The organism is Phyllobacterium zundukense, assembly GCF_025452195.1.
Classification (GTDB): domain Bacteria; phylum Pseudomonadota; class Alphaproteobacteria; order Rhizobiales; family Rhizobiaceae; genus Phyllobacterium; species Phyllobacterium zundukense_A.
The window spans coordinates 3,428,319-3,442,314 of the sequence record NZ_CP104973.1 but is presented as its reverse complement, the minus strand read 5'-3'; the positions used below and the strand labels follow the sequence as shown (position 1 = coordinate 3,442,314).

Annotated in this window: 11 protein-coding genes; 8 read left to right on the top strand and 3 right to left on the bottom strand. The window is 57.2% G+C overall.

The features are described 5' to 3' along the window. Positions 1–140: 140 nt before the first annotated feature. Positions 141–1,340 carry a ribonuclease D gene (gene rnd, locus N8E88_RS29240; protein WP_262293585.1) on the bottom strand — a complete coding sequence of 400 codons (1,200 nt, stop codon included), beginning with the start codon at positions 1,338–1,340 and terminating at the stop codon, positions 141–143. Between the two features lie 119 nt (positions 1,341–1,459). On the opposite strand from rnd, the gene N8E88_RS29235 reads away from it, so the two are divergent. Continuing rightward, the gene (locus tag N8E88_RS29235) at positions 1,460–1,693 is read left to right on the top strand and encodes an OB-fold nucleic acid binding domain-containing protein (RefSeq protein WP_262293584.1); all 234 of its coding nucleotides are present in this window, start codon (positions 1,460–1,462) and stop codon (positions 1,691–1,693) included. Beyond that, complete coding sequence (gene aspS / locus N8E88_RS29230; RefSeq protein ID WP_262293583.1) at positions 1,683–3,401, top strand: aspartate--tRNA ligase; 1,719 nt, start codon at positions 1,683–1,685, stop codon at positions 3,399–3,401. Before N8E88_RS29235 ends, aspS begins: the two co-directional genes overlap by 11 nt. 77 nt (positions 3,402–3,478) lie before the next feature. Here the strand turns inward: aspS and N8E88_RS29225 are convergent, their stop codons facing one another. Continuing rightward, entirely contained in the window at positions 3,479–4,678 is a 1,200-nt protein-coding gene (locus N8E88_RS29225; protein ID WP_262293582.1) for an aq_1923 C-terminal domain, read from the bottom strand. Positions 4,679–4,871: 193 nt separating this feature from the next. Here N8E88_RS29225 and parC point away from each other — a divergent pair, with 193 nt between their 5' ends. From parC to N8E88_RS29195, 6 genes are all read left to right on the top strand, one after another. Further along, a complete protein-coding gene (gene parC, locus N8E88_RS29220) occupies positions 4,872–7,151 on the top strand; it encodes a DNA topoisomerase IV subunit A (protein WP_262293581.1) in 2,280 nt (759 codons plus the stop codon). Between the two features lie 76 nt (positions 7,152–7,227). After that, entirely contained in the window at positions 7,228–7,506 is a 279-nt protein-coding gene (locus N8E88_RS29215; protein WP_262293580.1) for a type II toxin-antitoxin system RelE/ParE family toxin, read from the top strand. Between the two features lie 13 nt (positions 7,507–7,519). Beyond that, the gene (locus N8E88_RS29210) at positions 7,520–7,813 is read left to right on the top strand and encodes a HigA family addiction module antitoxin (protein ID WP_262293579.1); all 294 of its coding nucleotides are present in this window, start codon (positions 7,520–7,522) and stop codon (positions 7,811–7,813) included. Between the two features lie 97 nt (positions 7,814–7,910). Continuing rightward, the gene (locus N8E88_RS29205) at positions 7,911–8,633 is read left to right on the top strand and encodes a TetR/AcrR family transcriptional regulator (protein WP_262293578.1); all 723 of its coding nucleotides are present in this window, start codon (positions 7,911–7,913) and stop codon (positions 8,631–8,633) included. 26 nt (positions 8,634–8,659) lie between these two features. After that, positions 8,660–9,868, top strand: a complete 1,209-nt coding sequence (locus N8E88_RS29200) for an efflux RND transporter periplasmic adaptor subunit (protein ID WP_262293577.1) — start codon at positions 8,660–8,662, stop codon at positions 9,866–9,868. Further along, entirely contained in the window at positions 9,865–13,011 is a 3,147-nt protein-coding gene (locus tag N8E88_RS29195; protein WP_262293576.1) for an efflux RND transporter permease subunit, read from the top strand. The genes N8E88_RS29200 and N8E88_RS29195 overlap by 4 nt, the downstream gene beginning before the upstream one ends. A 6-nt stretch (positions 13,012–13,017) precedes the next feature. Here N8E88_RS29195 and N8E88_RS29190 read toward each other — a convergent pair whose 3' ends face one another. After that, on the bottom strand, positions 13,018–13,920 hold the full coding sequence (locus N8E88_RS29190; RefSeq protein WP_262293575.1) for a DMT family transporter: 903 nt from the start codon (positions 13,918–13,920) through the stop codon (positions 13,018–13,020). Positions 13,921–13,996: the final 76 nt, after the last annotated feature.

Here is a 13,996-nt window from a genome sequence, read left to right as displayed (position 1 = left end):
TCGATGCTTCGATAACGATCGAACTATAAGTTTCGATCAAACCCGCTTCGATCCGGAGCAGAAATCACACAAGAGTTTGCGAATCCTGCACAAGGATGGTCGATTGCTATGCAAGAATCATCAAATCCGGCGCAAGAATTTCAATCGGCGGTAGAAATTTGGTTGTTCGCGGTTGCGGTCTCGGCGTCCGGCCATTCCACGGCGCGTATCTTCTTGTTCTCGAATTTGAGGCAGAGCTCGCCATTGATGAGCTGCAGCGCCTTCTCGCCAAACACCTCGCGCCGCCATCCCTGCAGCGCCGGAATGTCATCCGCATCGCCTTCCGCCGCGATCCTGTCGATCTCGTCGGTGGTCGCGACGACCTTTGCAGCGACGCCGTGCTCCTCGGTAACGAGCCGCAACAGCACCTTCAAAAGTTCGGCCGCAGCACCTGCTCCCTCAGGCGACTGCACCGATTTTGGCAGGCGCGGCATGTCTTCCTTAGGCAGATCAAGCGCGAGATTGACGGCGTTGAGCAGGCCCGTCGCCATGCTCGAACGCTCCCAACCCTTTGGAATTGTTCGCAAACGCGACATCGCTTCCGCATCGCGCGGCTGCTGCTGGGCGATTTCGTAAATGGCGTCATCCTTGATGACCCGGCCGCGCGGCACATTGCGTTCGCGCGCTTCCCGTTCGCGCCAGGCGGCAACACTGCGCAGAACGGCGAGCTCAACCGGCTTGCGCAGGCGCATCTTCAGCCGCTTCCAGGCGTCATCCGGATGCATGTCGTAGGTCTCGCGTGCGGTGAGGATCTTCATCTCGTCGAGAACCCACTCGGTGCGGCCTTCTTCTTCGAGACTGCTCTTCAGATGCAAGTAGATGTCGCGCAGATGGGTGACGTCGGCCAGCGCATAGTCCAGCTGCTTTTCCGACAGCGGACGCCGCCGCCAGTCGGTGAATCGCGACGATTTATCGATCTGCGCACCAACGATCCGTTGCACCAACTGGTCGTATGCGATTGCATCGCCGAAGCCACAGACCATCGCCGCGACCTGTGTGTCGAACACCGGATGCGGGATCAGATTGCCGAGGTGAAAGATGATTTCGATGTCCTGGCGCGCGGCATGGAAGACCTTGACGATTTTTTCGTCGGCCATCAGCTTGAAAAACGCAGCAAGATCAAGGCCCGGCGCCAAAGCGTCCACGATCGCCGTGTGATCAGGCGACGCGAGCTGTATGACGCAAAGCTCCGGCCAGAACGTGGTCTCCCGGATAAATTCCGTATCGACTGTCACGAAATCGGATTGGGTGAGGGCGGCAACAGCCTGTTCAAGCTGATCTGTGGTTGTAATCATGGTCATGAAATTTCTATAGCGAATGGATATGCGTTTGTCTCCGTCCCAATCCTGATCTTGACAAATCACCCTCAAAATGCGCTTGTCCGCGCAAATTCCTGGACCGCTTGCGGGGCTTTCCACGCATGTCCATCCCACTATCAGAGGCACTTATCATGCACCGTTACCGCAGCCATACCTGCGCCGCCTTGCGTAAATCGGACGTTGGTTCAACTGTTCGTCTTTCCGGCTGGGTTCATCGCGTCCGCGACCATGGCGGCATTCTCTTTATCGATATCCGCGATCATTATGGCTTGACGCAGATCGTCGCCAACCCGGATCTCGCCGGCCTTCAAACTGGCAGAAACCATGCGTGGTGAATGGGTTATCCGTGTTGACGGCGAGGTCAAGGCCCGTACGGACGACACGATCAACCCCAATATGCCGACTGGCGAGATCGAGGTTTTTGCCCGCGAGATCGAGGTGCTGTCTGCCGCAAAGGAACTGCCTTTGCCGGTCTTCGGCGAGCTCGATTATCCGGAAGACATTCGCCTGAAATATCGCTTCCTCGACCTGCGTCGTGATAGCTTGCACAAGAATATCATGTCGCGCACCAAGATCATCGCCGCGATGCGTCGCCGTATGACAGACGTCGGTTTCACCGAGTTTTCGACACCGATCCTCACTGCGTCGTCCCCGGAAGGCGCGCGCGATTTCCTCGTGCCGAGCCGAATCCATCCCGGCAAGTTCTACGCACTTCCGCAGGCACCGCAGCAGTACAAGCAGCTGATCATGATGTCCGGTTTCGACCGCTACTTCCAGATTGCGCCGTGTTTCCGCGATGAAGATCCGCGCGCCGATCGTCTTCCCGGCGAGTTCTACCAGCTCGATATCGAGATGAGCTTCGTCGAGCAGAATGACGTGCTTTCGACCATGGAGCCCGTATTGCGCGGCGTTTTCGAAGAATTTGCCGACGGCAAACCTGTTACGCAAGAATTCCCGCGGATCACCTATGACGACGCCATGCGTAAGTATGGTTCGGACAAGCCTGACTTACGCAACCCGATCGAAATGCAGGCGGTGACCGAGCATTTCGCCGGTTCAGGCTTCAAGGTTTTCGCCAACATGATCGCCAACGATCCGAAGGTCGAGGTTTGGGCCATTCCGGCCAAGACCGGTGGTTCGCGCGCCTTCTGCGACCGCATGAATTCCTGGGCGCAGAGCGAAGGCCAGCCAGGCCTCGGCTATATCTTCTGGCGTGAGGAGGGGATTTTGCCCGGTGCTGTAGTTATTGGGCAAGCACCAGAAGGAAAGTTCCCTTCACAATCTGAAATCGATATGGATGCGAAAAAGCAGGGCCTATATTCGGATAAAGTTGTAGCAGTCGGCCCAGACTTTGAAGGAGCAGGGCCCATTGCAAAAAACATCGGGCCGGAGCGCACTGAGGCAATAAGACAGAAACTTGGTTTGAGTTCTGGAGACGCAGCCTTCTTCGTTGCTGGCGATCCGAAAAAGTTCGTTTCGTTTGCAGGCGCAGCCCGTACCCGCGCCGGCGAAGAACTGAACCTCGTCGACCGCGATCAGTTCAAGCTGTGCTGGATTATTGATTTCCCGTTCTTCGAGTGGCTGGAAGACGAGAAGAAGATCGACTTTGCCCACAATCCATTCTCCATGCCGCAGGGTGGAATGGAAGCGCTGGAAAACCAGGACCCGCTGACGATCAAGGCTTTCCAGTACGATATGGTTTGCAACGGTTTCGAGATCGCCTCGGGCGGTATCCGCAACCATCTGCCGGAAACCATGGTCAAGGCCTTCGAGGCCGTCGGCCATTCGCGCGAGGCGGTCGAGGAACGTTTTGGCGCCCTCTACCGTGCTTTCCAGTATGGCGCGCCTCCGCACGGCGGCATGGCTGCTGGCATCGATCGTATCGTTATGCTGCTCGTCGGCGCAAAGAACCTGCGTGAGATCACCATGTTCCCGATGAACCAGCAGGCCCATGATCTGCTGATGAACGCCCCGTCGGACGTATCGCAAGCCCAGCTGCGCGATCTGAACATTCGGCTCAATCCGGTGAAGAAAGAGCTTTAAAACCCTTTCCTAACGGACCACAGTCAAACAAAAAGCCCGGCATCGTTGCCGGGCTTTTTTCATTGGATCAGCTTCTATCACTGATTGGCATTGACCGTGACGCCAAGCGTCTTGATCAGAGATTTCGGATCGGCCATCCCGCCGGCGGCGATAATCGCAAAGGGTACCGGTTTTGCCGGAGCGGCCTTGACCTCGATGTTTTTCGGATCATCGAGATAGGCATTGACAGCAGTCGCAAGTGCTTGCGAAAATTCTGCATTGCCGAGTTGTGCCGCCGCCATGGGCAGGATCATCTTGGCCTGGCCGATGAGATCGCTGCGCTTCCCGCCTTGCTGTTTGGCGACGTAATCCAGCGCCTTATTGGTGAGAGAAGCATCATCGAAACGGATGGACGCACCGGTAAAGCTCAGCTGTTGCATCAGCCCGAGCATGGCCATGCTTTTGGCGTTGTCATCCTTGCCCTCCATGTTCTTGGTAGCTTCCTGCATTCCCTTGATGAAATCGAGCGTGTAGCCCGAGAGGTCGAGCTTGATGCCGAGCGTTCCAGCATTGTCCGCGACAAAGTCCATCTTTTCCATATTCAGACGTCCATCGGGCATATTCCACGTCCCGGCGGCGTCGACCTTTCCAGAAATGGTCTCGTATCCAAGCGCTTTTAGCGCGTCTTTGGCCTTTGGGTCCTGGACATCAGAGAGATCCGCCTTGAAGCTTGCGACGTTGCTCGTGAACGTAACCGGCGACGTCTCGGTAATCGGAGAGATCGTTGAGGTCAAACCGTCGGCAACGAAAACATCCTTGCCCTTGGCGTTGACGGCAATGTGCTTTACCTCGGCTTTTTCGTATTGGAAAACCTTGGCCAATGGCTCGGTCGCGCCCTCAGGTGGAAGTGTGATGCCCTGCAGGCTGATTCCCTGAACGCTTATTTTGCTCTCCGGCTCGGCTACCGGAGTATAATTGATGTCCGGCATGGCAAGCGTACCGATCTTGAAACCGCCTCCCGATACGTCCGTAACATCGCTGAGCGTAATATCGCCGACGTTGAAGGTCTCCTTCATACCTGCGGTGGACAGTTTCGTGTCCTGAAGAATGACGGTGGAGTCATGCGTTTCCACATGGCTGTACTCCATCGTACCGCCCTGTTCGCCATAAAGAGCCTTTAAGCGGGCGGCTACCGCATCACCGTCGACCGCATAGGCCGAACCCGCAAATAAAACGGAGAGAGCGGAGGCTGCTGCAAGAACGCGCAGATCCGACTTCACAGGATGGATTGGAGGCATGTTTTGATCCCTGTTGTTTTCAACCATAACGCATCAGGAGCAGTAAGACTGTGATGCAATTTGGGCGCTACAAAGTCAGATTTGAGGTGTGGACGCAAGCTCTCTGCAATTGAACGCGTAATGATCGCCACCACCCTGTGATCTTGGCGAATCATTGCTTGCCCGCGATTCCGCGAGTTGATAGTCCATTGACATGGGAAAAAGCCTGATTCCGCCAGACAATGGCGATGACAATGTAGAACCGGTCGATCTGAAGGCGGCGCTGGAAGAGCGCTATCTTGCCTATGCACTATCGACGATCATGCACCGCGCCCTGCCGGATGTGCGCGACGGATTGAAGCCGGTCCATCGCCGCATCATGCATGCCATGCGCCTGTTGCGTCTCTCACCCGATCAGTCCTATGCGAAATGCGCGCGTATTGTCGGCGAGGTCATGGGTAAATTCCACCCGCATGGCGACCAGTCGATCTATGACGCGCTGGTACGGCTGTCGCAGGATTTTGCCGTGCGTTATCCCGTCGTCGACGGGCAGGGCAATTTCGGCAACATCGACGGCGATAATCCCGCGGCGATGCGTTACACCGAAGCGCGGATGACCGATGTCGCCATGCTGCTGCTCGAAGGCATCACCGAGGACGCCGTTGATTTCCGCCCGACTTATAATGAAGAGGACGAAGAACCGATCGTCCTTCCCGGCGCATTTCCCAATCTGCTGGCCAATGGCTCCTCAGGCATCGCCGTCGGTATGGCAACCTCGATCCCGCCGCACAATGTGTCGGAGCTTTGTGCCGCTGCGCTGCATCTGATCAAACATCCGGATGCAACGGTCGAAGAACTGATGTCGCAGACCGAGGATGAGGACCCGCTAAAGACCAAAGTTCGCGGTCCGGATTTCCCGACCGGCGGCATTATGGTCGAGACGCCGGAGGCCATTCTCGACGCTTACAAAACCGGCCGCGGCGGCTTTCGCCTGCGCGCACGCTGGCAGGTCGAGGATCAGGGGCGCGGCACCTGGAATATCGTCGTCACCGAAATTCCGTATCAGGTGCAGAAATCTCGGTTGATCGAGAAGATAGCCGAACTGCTGATCGCCAAGAAGCTGCCGCTGCTGGACGACGTACGCGATGAGTCCACGGAAGACGTGCGCCTCGTGCTGGAGCCCAAGAGCCGCAGCGTCAATCCTGAAATCCTCATGGAATCCCTGTTCAAGCTCACCGAGCTTGAAACGCGCTTTCCATTGAACATGAACGTGCTTTCCAACGGCAAGGTACCGAACGTCCTCTCATTGCGCGATGTGCTGAAGCAATGGCTGGAACACCGGAAGGACGTTCTCATAAGGCGTTCCCGTCATCGCCTTGGCGAGATCGAGCGCCGGCTGGAAATCCTTGGCGGCATGCTGATCGCCTACCTCAATATCGATGAGGTCATTCGCATAATCCGCGAGGAAGACGAGCCGAAGCAGGAAATGATCCGCCGTTTCGAACTCACAGACAATCAAGCTGAAGCCATTCTCAACATGCGTTTGCGTTCGTTGCGCAAGCTTGAGGAATTCGAGATCCGCAAGGAATTCGACGGCCTGACAGGCGAGAAGAAGCAGATCGAGGAACTGCTGGGATCTGACGCCAAGCAATGGCAGACAATTTCGTGGCAGATCGCCGAGATGCAGAAAAAGTACGGCGCGGATACGCCGCTCGGCAAACGCCGCACCACTTTCGCCGATGCACCCCAGCATGATCTGACCGACATGCACCACGCCATGATCGAGAAGGAACCCGTAACGGTCGTCGTTTCCGAAAAAGGCTGGTTGCGCGCCATGAAGGGCCACTTGGCGGACTTCTCGACGCTGACATTCAAGGAGGGCGACAAGCTCAAGCTTGCCTTCCACGCCGAGACCACAGACCGTATCCTCGTCCTGACGACCGGCGGCAAGTTCTATACGATCGGCGCGAACAGTCTGCCAGGCGGGCGGGGTCACGGTGAGCCGATCCGGATCATGGTCGATATGGAAAACGACCAGGATATCGTTACGGCCTTCGTGCACAATCCGGAGCGAAAGCTGCTCCTGTCGTCACATGTGGGCAATGGCTTCCTTGTGCCCGAGGCCGAGGTAATCGCCAATACGCGCAAGGGCAAGCAGGTGATGAACGTCAAGGCGCCCGATGAAGCGCGTCATTGCATCCCGATCAGCGGCGACAGCGTTGCGATCGTCGGCGAAAACCGCAAGATGCTGGTGTTCCCCCTCACCGAAATTCCAGAACTTGCCCGCGGCAAGGGTGTCCGCCTGCAACGCTATAAAGATGGCGGCGTCTCGGATATCCGCGTTTTCACGATGGAGCAGGGCCTTACATGGCAGGACGCGTCCGGTCGCAGCTTCACTCGCGGCAAATTGGAGTTGCTGGAATGGGCCGGCCCGCGCGCGACAGCCGGGCGCATGGTGCCAAAAGGTTTCCCGCGCTCCAGCAAGTTTTCCTGAAGGTTTGGTCTGCTACTTAAGTTCTCTATCGTGACTGATCCGGGTTGTCTATTGTCGCGCGACATGAGACAATCCTATGATAAAATCGTTCCGTAGTCGTGCACTGAAACGGCTGTATGAGCAGGACGATGCCAGCCGTCTACCGCAGGATATGGTGCCGCGGATTGCGTCCATTCTGGCGGCACTCGATTCGGCAGGCACAACACAAGACATGGATAGGCCATCGCTGAAACTGCATCCGTTGAAGGGCAATCGCCAAGGTCGGTGGGCGGTGATTGTGAGAGCAAACTGGCGCATTACCTTCTCGATGTCCGACGGAAATGCCTTCGACGTCGACTTTGAAGACTATCATTAGGAGGTCATGAACAATGGCTATGAAAAACCCGCCTCATCCCGGTGCTCTCCTTAAAGACGATATTGACGCCTTGAAACTTCCCGTCAGTGCTGTTGCGCAGGCTTTGGGTATTACCAGATCACAGCTTTACCGCGTCCTATCTGGACAGAGTGCGATATCGGCAGAAATGGCGTTGCGACTGGAATATGTCATAGGCGGCACGGCGGATCACTGGCTGAGCATGCAATCTGCCCACGATGTCGCGCGGGTGCGCAAGAAGGCCAATGAAATCACTCGAGGCCTTCACCGGCTGGCATCTTCTGCCTGAAAATCTCGCCAAAGAACGAGAATGATCATTCTCGTATTGATCTTCCTTTGGTATCCGTATAAATGAGAGAGAACGTTCTCTCTTTTTTTGGTGTTCCATGGTTGATCAGGCCCTGCCAAAGCAGGCTGCAAGCGTTTCCGAAGATGCCGCGGACGACGAATCCTTTTGTTTCGTCGCCAAGCTCTTCGGCAAGCGCGCGCGTAATCGTGAGGCGCAGGAAGAACGTATCCTCACCGCCGCGATGAATTGTTTCATACGTTCCGGTTTTCGTGGCGCGTCCATGAACGAGATTTGCTCGGAAGCTGGCATGAGTCCCGGAGCGCTCTATCGTTATTTCCCTTCGAAGGAAGCGATCATCGAGAAAATTTCCGCGACTCACCGCCAGCAAAGTGCGGAAATTCTCGCACGAATGTCGCAGTCGAATAATATCGTTGATGCCATCACGAAGGTTGGACTCGACCACGTGCGCAAGATGTCGATGAATGATGAGGGGCCGGGCCCTCGCGATTCCAGCGCCCGTCTTTTCGTCGAGGTGCGCGCCGAATCCATGCGCAACGAAAGCGTTGCTGCCATCTGTGAACTTCACGAAGGCCTGATGCGCGAAGAGCTTCTCGCAGCATTTTCGGCAGCGAAGGAACGCGGCGAGATCGATCCTGTCACCGATCTGGATCTCGCGGTGGCTTCACTGGCTGCCATGGGCGAGGGGATAATAATGCGTAATTTCCCCGCGCAAGGTGTGCCGCTCGAGGCGCTGGAGCCGGTGTTCCGCGCGCTCGCCGTCGCCGTGCTGCGACCGACAAAGTCTTTGGCAAACAAATGAATATTGCTCTCACCCAGGGTCGTCCAATGAGCCATAACAGAAAAAAAGTCCTGATTTCCCTGGCTCTTGCCTTGGGCCTCTCCTCATCCACGGCCACCAGTGGATTTGCCGAAGAGAAAACGGTAGCAGCCGTCCATGAAGCCAAGCCGCCGGTCATCAATGTCATCCCTGCCGGCATCAATGAAATGGTCGCCACGCTCACCGCTACCGGTACGATTGTGCCTCGTCAGGAAGTGGCGGTCGGCACCGATGTCGCTGGTTTGCTTGTCCTGGAGCTCAATGCCGATCAGGGCGACATTGTGAAAGAGGGCGATATCCTCGCGCGCCTCGATAAATCCTCGCTCGAAATCCAGCTGGCCCAGATCGAAGCGCAGCGCGCCCAAGCCGATGCATCCATTGCCCAGTCGGAGGCGCAAATCGTTGACGCGGAGATTGCCGTCCGCCAGGCGCAGGAAGCTCTGGAGCGGGCGCGTGCCCTGTCGATGAAGGGCATCAACTCCAAAATGGAACTGGACAACGCCACCAACGCGCACGACAGCGCCAATGCGCGTCTCAATACGGCCCGGCAGGCCTTGTCAGCCACCAAGTCGCAATTGCAGCTCGTTGCAGCGCAAAAGCGCGATGTCCTGCTGCGGCTGGAGAAGGCCGATGTGAGGGCGCCCGCAAGCGGTGTGGTTTTGAGCCGCAACGCACTTCTTGGTGGAATTGTCTCTTTCAATGCCGGCCCTTTGTTCCGTATCGCCCGTGATCGTGATTTCGAGTTGGCGGCCAATATTCCTGAGGTCGATCTGCCGCGCCTGAAAGAAAACATGCCGGTTTCGGTCAGGGTGTCCGGCTTGGACGAACCGGTTGCCGGCCGTGTCCGCCTCATATCGCCGGAGATCACCGCAAGCTCGCGCCTTGGTTCGGTCAAGATCGCGCTCGACAGGAATGCATCGATCCGGCCCGGCAACTTTGCCCGCGCGGTAATTGAGCTGACCCGCCGCGAAGGCGTCAACGTTCCGCTTTCCGCCGTGGTCTACCATGGCACTTCAGCGCTCGTGCAGGTGGTCAAGGATGGTGTCATCGAAAGCCGCAAGGTTGACCTTGGCATTCGCAGTGATCGCGCTGTCGAGGTGCTGCAGGGCCTTGGCGAGGGCGAAGATGTCGTGGCGCGTGCCGGTACGTTCGTTGCCAATGGTGACCGCGTCACGCCTGTCCGGGTAGCCGATGAGGCGACAGGGGCGATCAAATGAACTGGAACATTTCCGCGTGGTCGATCCGCAACCCCGTCCCGTCGATTCTGCTGTTCGTCGTGCTGGTGGTTCTTGGCCTGATGGCCTTTGCCAAGCTACCCATCACGCGTTTTCCCAATATCGATGTGCCTTTGATCTCGGTCTCCGTTACCGATCCGGGCGTGGCGCCGACAGAACTTGAAACGCAGATCGCCAAGCGGGTCGAGGATTCGGTGGCGAATATTACCGGCGTCAAGAATGTCACAACCAATTTGACAGAAGGCAATTCCACGACGCTCGTCGAATTTCGGCTCGAGGTCGATACACAAAAGGCATTGAACGACGTCAAGGACGCAGTTTCGCGTATCCGCGATGACCTTCCCGCAACGATCAAGGAACCGATAATCAATTCCGTCGACGTGGAGGGTTCTGCGATCCTGACTTACGGCGTCTCGGCGCCGACCATGACCTCGGAAGAACTTTCCTGGTTCGTCGATGACAAGATCCTCCGCGATATTCAGGGCCTGAAAGGCGTTGGCCGTGTCGAGCGCTATGGCGGCGTCACGCGTGAAATCCGTGTGGCGCTGGATCCCGATCGATTGACTGCACTTGGTGTGACGGCCGCCGATGTCAATCGTGCGCTGAAGTCCATGAATGCCGATCTGACCGGCGGACGCGGCGATCTCGGTACCACCCAGCAGACGATCCGCACGCTTGGCGCATCGCGCACGCTTGATGATTTACGGGCGGTGGAGATCCCGATCGCCGGCGGGCGTTCCGTCCGGCTCGATCAGCTCGGAACGATCACCGACGCCTATGAAGAGCCAAAGTCCTTTGCGCGTGTGAACAATCAGACGGTGGTATCGCTCGGCGTATTCCGCGCCAAGGGCGCGAGCGATGCCGATGTCTATGCGCTCGTGCAGGCCCGAATGGACCAGTTGCAGCAGAAATTTCCCGACGCACGTTTCAGCATCATCGACAATTCGGTGAACTACACCTATGGCAATTATGAATCCGCCATGAGTTCGTTGGTTGAAGGCGCATTGCTCTCGATCGTCGTGGTCTTCCTGTTCCTCCGCAATATCCGCGCTACCCTGATTGCAGCCGTTGCCTTGCCACTGTCGGCAATCCCGACCTTCTGGGCCATCGACATGCTCGGATTTTCGCTCAATCTGATCAGCCTGCTTGGTATCACGCTGGTGACGGGTATCCTTGTCGATGATGCCATCGTCGAGATCGAAAACATCGTCCGGCACATGCGATCCGGCAAATCGCCATACCGCGCGTCGCTTGAAGCCGCCGACGAAATTGGCCTCGCCGTTATCGCTATTTCGGTGACGATTATCGCAGTCTTCGCGCCGGTCAGCTTCATGAGCGGCATCGCCGGGCAATACTTCAAGCAATTCGGCCTGACGGTAGCCGTCGCAGTGTTCTTTTCGCTGCTCGTCGCCCGTCTGATAACGCCGATGATGACAGCCTACCTTCTGCGCGATGGCAAGAGCCTGCACCACGGTGAGCAGGAGACCGGCTGGATCAAGGCCTATACCCGTTTCCTCACCGTCACGCTGCGCTATCGATGGCTGACGCTGCTCAGTGGGGTGGCCATATTTGCCGTCTCCATCTGGGCCATGGGCTTTCTGCCGGCTGGTTTCGTGCCGCCGCAGGATGAAGCGCGCGTCGCCGTCAGTCTCGAGCTGCCGCCAGGAGCACCCATCGATGAGACACGCCGGGTAACCGACGAAGCGGCATCGTTGGTGCGGGAAATTCCCGAAGTCCAGCAGACCTATGTAACCGGCGGCGCCTCGCCAACCGGCTCTCTCGACACCCGGCGCGCGACGATGATCGTCAAGCTCAGCCATAAGAGCGAGCGTGAACGCACGCAAAAGCAGGTCGAGGTCGATATTTTCAACAAATTGTCGCAAGTACCTGATTTGCGGGCAAATTTCGTCAATGATCGCGGTGAGCGGGAATTCGCTGTCGGCGTCATCGGCAGCAATGGCGACAAGGTCAACGAACAGGCTCGCTCGCTACAGAGCGCCATGACTGCGACTGGCAACTTTCAGGCGGTCTCCTCGACGGCGGCGCTTGATCGGCCCGAAATCATCGTGACGCCGCGCATGGACAAGCTGGCGGAGTTGGGCATTTCCACGACAGCGCTGTCGGACGCGTTGCGTGTTGCAACGCAAGGCGATCTCGATCCCAATCTGGCCAAATACACCGTCGGCGATCGCCAGATACCGATCCGCGTTCAGCTGACCGAAGAATCCCGCCGTGATCTGTCGATTCTCAGTACGCTGACCGTAACCACACCATCGGGAGTCGTGGTGCCGCTGGAATCCATTGCCCAGATCAGTTTCGGACAGGGCCCATCCTCGATCGAGCGTTTTAATCGCGAACGGCGCATCGTTGTCGGCGCCAATATGGCGGGCGGAAAGGAGATCGGCGAGGGGCTCTCCATCGTCAAGAACCTGCCTGAGGCGAAATCCATGCCGGAAGGCGTGCGCATTCAGGAAACTGGCGACGCCGAAGTCATGGGCGAGGTCTTTGCCGGGTTCCGCGATGCCATGATCATGGGCCTGATGCTGGTGTTCGTCGTGCTTATCCTGCTGTTCGGCAGTATTTTCCACGCCTTCACCATTTTGATGTCATTACCGCTGTCGATCGCCGGTGTCGCCGTCGCGCTGCTATTGACCAACAATTCGGTCTCCATGGCGGTCGTCATCGGTATTTTGATGCTGATGGGTATCGTCACCAAAAACGCTATCATGCTCGTCGATTTCGCCATCGAAGAAGTGAAACATGGCATACCGCGCGATGAAGCGATCATCGACGCAGGCCGCAAGCGTATCCGCCCGATTGTCATGACCACGATTGCCATGTCGGCCGGCATGCTGCCCGCAGCCATGGCTTTCGGCGATGGCGGTGAATTCCGCGCGCCGATGGCGATTGCGGTGATTGGCGGCCTGTTGATCTCGACCGTCCTGTCACTGGTGTTCGTGCCATCTTTCTATACGATCATGGACGATGTCAGCCGCTGGACAGCGCGTGTATTCCATTGGTCGTTCCGTCCGAACAAGCCGGATGAGCCGGGTATTGTCGTCAGACCCGGCATACACACCGTTCCACTGCTGCCTTCGAAGCCGGCTATCGAGGCAGCAGAGTAGGTACGATCAGATCGGATGGCGGACCAGACCTGCCATCCGTGACCTTTTGCGCACGTGATACATCTGCCAAAGCGAATGACCTACCAGTGACGCGATGATGATGATTCCACCCACAAGCGTCGGATCGCTGGGCTTTTCAGCAAAGACCAGCCAGACCCAGATCGGCGTCAACACGGTTTCCAGCAAATAGAACATGGCAACTTCAGGTCCCGAAAGGAAGCGTGGGCCAGCGGCGAGGCAAAGAAAGGCGAGGGTTGTCACGACCGCGCCGTTGAAAATGATCCAGCCGGGTACTGCAACGGTGTAACCATTCTGCGAAACCATGAAGGCAGCGACGGCCATCGGCAATATGGTGCCGATGATCGCAGCAAAGCCCATATCCTTGCCGGAAGAGCGGCTGACCGTGATCGCTGTGGAAAGAATGAAGGTGGACAGCAGCGCCACCAGATCGCCGAACACATGGCCGGAGGATAGCCCCTCTCGAACAATTATACCGACGCCGATCAGCATGAAAAACATGGCGATGAACGTGACGGTCTTCGGCCGTTCTTTCAGGAATACCCAAGACAACAATGCCGAAAACACGGTGTTGAACGCCAGGATGAAGACAAGGTTAGCCGTCTTGGTATTGTAGACAGCGATCATGAAGCAGATCGAGGCGAGGCCGTAGAGGCCAGCGACCAAAAACCCGACGCGACCCGGCACGATCGTACGCGCCCGGCCTGTCGCAAGACTCCATACCGCCCAGATGACAAACGCGCTGATGAATGTCGTGCCGCTGCGCAAAAGAAGCGTCGACCACGTCTCGCCTTCGCCGAGCCGGAGCAGGGGAATATCAGCGGACAGGATTAATCCGCCGAGGCCAGTGATAAGCAGGCCCTTGCGGTGATCGAGATGAAGTTGAGACATGCGGCGGCGTTTCCCGTATTCTTGTTATGCCGCGTGGTCTAGCCGGAAGGGCAATCTACGTCCAGAGGGTGCCAGA

Coding starts and splice junctions, on each gene's coding strand:
- rnd (WP_262293585.1), bottom strand. CDS start 1,340: ATGACCATGATTACAACCACAGATCAGCTTGAACAGGCTGTTGCCGCC.
- N8E88_RS29235 (WP_262293584.1), top strand. CDS start 1,460: ATGTCCATCCCACTATCAGAGGCACTTATCATGCACCGTTACCGCAGC.
- aspS (WP_262293583.1), top strand. CDS start 1,683: ATGCGTGGTGAATGGGTTATCCGTGTTGACGGCGAGGTCAAGGCCCGT.
- N8E88_RS29225 (WP_262293582.1), bottom strand. CDS start 4,678: ATGCCTCCAATCCATCCTGTGAAGTCGGATCTGCGCGTTCTTGCAGCA.
- parC (WP_262293581.1), top strand. CDS start 4,872: ATGGGAAAAAGCCTGATTCCGCCAGACAATGGCGATGACAATGTAGAA.
- N8E88_RS29215 (WP_262293580.1), top strand. CDS start 7,228: ATGATAAAATCGTTCCGTAGTCGTGCACTGAAACGGCTGTATGAGCAG.
- N8E88_RS29210 (WP_262293579.1), top strand. CDS start 7,520: ATGGCTATGAAAAACCCGCCTCATCCCGGTGCTCTCCTTAAAGACGAT.
- N8E88_RS29205 (WP_262293578.1), top strand. CDS start 7,911: ATGGTTGATCAGGCCCTGCCAAAGCAGGCTGCAAGCGTTTCCGAAGAT.
- N8E88_RS29200 (WP_262293577.1), top strand. CDS start 8,660: ATGAGCCATAACAGAAAAAAAGTCCTGATTTCCCTGGCTCTTGCCTTG.
- N8E88_RS29195 (WP_262293576.1), top strand. CDS start 9,865: ATGAACTGGAACATTTCCGCGTGGTCGATCCGCAACCCCGTCCCGTCG.
- N8E88_RS29190 (WP_262293575.1), bottom strand. CDS start 13,920: ATGTCTCAACTTCATCTCGATCACCGCAAGGGCCTGCTTATCACTGGC.